General features: G+C 58.7%; 3 protein-coding genes. All 3 read right to left on the bottom strand.

What is annotated here, in order from left to right; translation table 11 throughout:
• Positions 1 to 27 precede the first annotated feature (27 nt).
• Genes AC2FMY_RS21890 through AC2FMY_RS21880 form a run of 3 tightly spaced genes read right to left on the bottom strand, consistent with a single transcriptional unit; the run spans position 28 to position 3333 of the window.
• The gene (locus AC2FMY_RS21890; RefSeq protein ID WP_226946405.1) at positions 28 to 879 is read right to left on the bottom strand and encodes a TniQ family protein; all 852 of its coding nucleotides are present in this window, start codon (positions 877 to 879) and stop codon (positions 28 to 30) included.
• On the bottom strand, positions 816 to 1697 hold the full coding sequence (locus tag AC2FMY_RS21885; protein WP_036563081.1) for a TniB family NTP-binding protein: 882 nt from the start codon (positions 1695 to 1697) through the stop codon (positions 816 to 818). The genes AC2FMY_RS21890 and AC2FMY_RS21885 overlap by 64 nt, the downstream gene beginning before the upstream one ends.
• A 1-nt stretch (position 1698) precedes the next feature.
• On the bottom strand, positions 1699 to 3333 hold the full coding sequence (locus AC2FMY_RS21880; protein WP_081894029.1) for a TnsB C-terminal domain-containing protein: 1635 nt from the start codon (positions 3331 to 3333) through the stop codon (positions 1699 to 1701).
• Between the last annotated feature and the right edge of the window lie 146 nt (positions 3334 to 3479).

Here is a 3479-nt window from a genome sequence, read left to right as displayed (position 1 = left end):
CGACGCTTTCGGCATCGAGTTTTGCCCTTAATTGCGAGATTTGGCTGTCATGGGGCCTTTGCTTCTCGCCCGCCTCTGCGCAATCTGATCAACTGCGGCAAGCAGACGTGGCTCCTTCTCGAAAGTGCGCAAAAGAGCAACCTTTGCATAGTCGTCGATGCCGGAGCTTGAGATGGCCGCTTTGATCAGTGGACGAGATTGGGCTGCATCAATGGCAGCAAGGCAAAACAGCCTCACTTCCGGTTTGTGGCTCTGAAGAGCAAACAACGGCTTCCCGTGGCAGCCCTTAAGTGACATGGCAAAGGTGACCGCGCGCATTGCGCGCCGAAGTTGCTTGGGGCTGCGTGATCGCGCGGCGCAGGCAAGCATCCCTGCCCCGCGGCGCGCTCGGTATATCAGTTTTCCAGATATTTGTTCTTCACCGATTTTGCCAAGGGTCTGCACAAGTCTCGTCCCGCAAACCTGACAGTCAAATGCCCAGGCCCGCCTCCAATGCCTGAGCGAAAGGCCCTCTCGGGAGCATTGCAGACAATGCTGGAATGGCATCTGGGCCGTCAGTGAGGCTTCTCCTGGCGTTATTGCCGGAAAGGTCAAAGATCGCACGACATCTGGGGAGACACGTGCAGCGCTCGCAATCTTCTCCGCCGCTGCCGCGTCGATGCTGAAGTCCAAGGCGGTGCCATGCGTGGTATCGACTTCGATATGAGCCAGCAGTTCGGCGTCATCACAGTAGTTGGCCGCAGCCAACCGAGACAACCAACCTGACAACAACTCGTCTGGAAGCGGTGCGACAGTCTTTGGCAGCGGTCGCGGCGTCACCCCCCGGACTTCTCGAGTCGCCGATGGGCGTTCGCATGGCGCGACCAAACCGGCGTCCATTTTGCGATTGCGTCATCGGTGATGCATTCCTCACCTGTGACAATGGCGTCGATGGAAAGATCCTTGATCAGTGCGAAGATGCGCGAAGTCACCCCGCCGCTCAGCGCCAGTATCTGCTTGAGCGACTTGACCTTCAGATTGGATTTCTTCTCGAGGGGCATTGCCGCGATGAGTGTCTGGATCATGTCCGAGAACTCGGCATCGTCGCGCCAGTTTGGCAGGTGATGTTCGTCCAGTCGCCTGGCAAGCTGGATATCACCTCGGATGGCATCGACGGCCTCGCTGACCCCGAGGCAGACCAGCGACACCTCGAGTTCATTGCTGAGATACCGCAGAACATTGAGAAAGCGGCGCTGTTCGCGGTGGGTCCCGGCCAAGAGGTTGTGGACCTCGTCGATCATGATCATCCGCAGGCCAAGGTCGCGTAAGAGCGCGATGACACGGACTTCGAGGGAAGCCACATTTTGAGCGCGGGCGCTCAGTGCCGTCGCTGGGGCGCCGACGGCGGCCAGGATGTGCAGATAGAACCGCCGTTCGTCGGGTGCGGGCGGCGCTTGCAACAGCAGAAGCGGTGTGCGGGTGATGCCTGACGCCGGATCGTATTCTGGTGCGTACTTGCGCGACAGGTTTCGGGCGATCATTGTCTTTCCGATCCCGGAGGCGCCATGCACAAGAAGCCCAGGCATACGGGTTTGTCGTGGCGCTTCGATCATGCCCTGCAAGCGGTCCAACACCTGTTCCGCCCGAGGAAAGCCGATCCAGATATCCGATTGAATGAGGGCGATCCGGCCGTCTTCTTCAGTTGTCCCTGCCCTCAATTCACCATCTCTCCACCTTGAACAATGGGCGCGATGTATCACCCGTATCGATCGGGCGCAGCCCTTCGGTTGTCGAGACGGCCGAGTTCGTGCCCTTCAATGTCCCTTTTCTTTCACGGGTTCTGCGTTCGGCCTTCGTCAGGCCCCGGCTTTCAGCTTCGATCTGGCGTTGCTGTCGGATCAGCTCAGCCAGCACCAGCTCATTAGACCCGGACTTGCCAAGGGCACGGGCCTTCCTCATCGCTTCGCGATATTCCCAGAGCGAGACGGGCGGAATTTCCAGGTTTCTGTACCGCGCCTCAACATACCGGCCATCGTCCAGTTCGACCCAGATCATTGAGATATCGCGAGGATCGTAGCGAACGACCACCTTTCCATCCCCGCGCCCAATGTGGCCTGCAAGGGCATCGGACCAGTACCTTATCTGGAACAGATGGATGCCGTCACGCCTGATCTTGCGCAGTTCACTCGGCAGGAAGCTCACCTGAAAGGCTTCCATCTCGAAGGGGATGTCGCCTGTCATTTGCTCTGAGAGCGCCTCCCATTTGGCAACGGGCGTGCAGCCAAGACTTGAATGAATGCTGTTGTTGTAACGGCAGATTTCCAGAGCAAACCAGCGATCGAATTCGCTCAACGTCATCGTGGCCTTGCTTTCGGCGTCATAGTCGCCCTTTGCCGCGATCGAGGATTGCGTTGTTCCCGGCAACAGGTGAACGGCCCCCATCATGGTGCCGATCAACCGTTCGATGTGACCACCGAAGTGAGGACTTGCTGGCGGTCGATAGACCAGATCGATCCCCCATTCCGCGCATGCCGACCGAAAGGCGCGCGACCGGAAATCGCGGCCGTTGTCGACGTGGATGCTGTGCGGTTTGCCCTGTGCGGGCCAAGGAATACTGTAATCCAATTCCGCTAGGAGCTCCGCCTTGGGGGCAACCGCCTGTGTCAGGCAAAGCGCCACTGACAGTCGCGAAGGGGCCTCGAGAGAGGTGTAATATCCAGTTACCATCCGCGTTGCGATGTCGATCGCCAGCGTGACCCAAGGCCGCCCAATTGGTTGGCGTTCAAAGCTGTCGACAAGAATGATGTCCGCGGGCGTATGGTCGATTTGTACGACCTCCAGTGGTTGGTTCGCCTTGTTCTCGCCTGTGACGGCCGCAAATTTCTGGCGCGCCGCCTTTGCGCCCTCTCGTGCCTTCGCAACTTCGCGGGCATCCATCGCGTCCAGACGACGCTGAACCGTCCGACGCGTCGGCGGTTGCAAGCCCTGCTGCCAGCACGCGCTGCGGATTTCTGTCACGACGCGCGAGAGGCTCGGACGTTCCCGGCGCAAGAAACATCGGCGAAGATGCTCTTCGATCACCGCTTCGACCCTGCTGGATATCAAGGTCGTACCGGTCGGGCGGCCCCGTTTCCGCGGAGCCAGCGCGCTGGTGCGTCCACCTTCTTCGACCAGCCGCTTTATCCAACGCCAGACCGTCGCCCTGCTGACACCAAGCTCCCAAACGGCGTCATTGATGCCACTTTCCAGACTGCCAGTCCCTTTCAGAAATGCTTGAACAAGCGGGCGCAGCACCGCGGCCCTGCGCGCCTCTTCAGCGCCAACTGCAACGGAGTCTTCGCCATAATCATCCATCGATATTTGCTGCACATGTCTGTGAACCCTGTCTCAAGTTTAAGGGCAAAAATATCGGAATTAAAGGCAAAATCTCATATTTAAGGGCAAAGGACAGCCGTTGATTTCGTTGAATCTCTCATCTCACAATTAAGGGCTACGCGACA

It is taken from the genome of Ruegeria sp. YKSE079, assembly GCF_059612845.1.
This window is presented reverse-complemented; position numbering and strand designations above follow the sequence as displayed.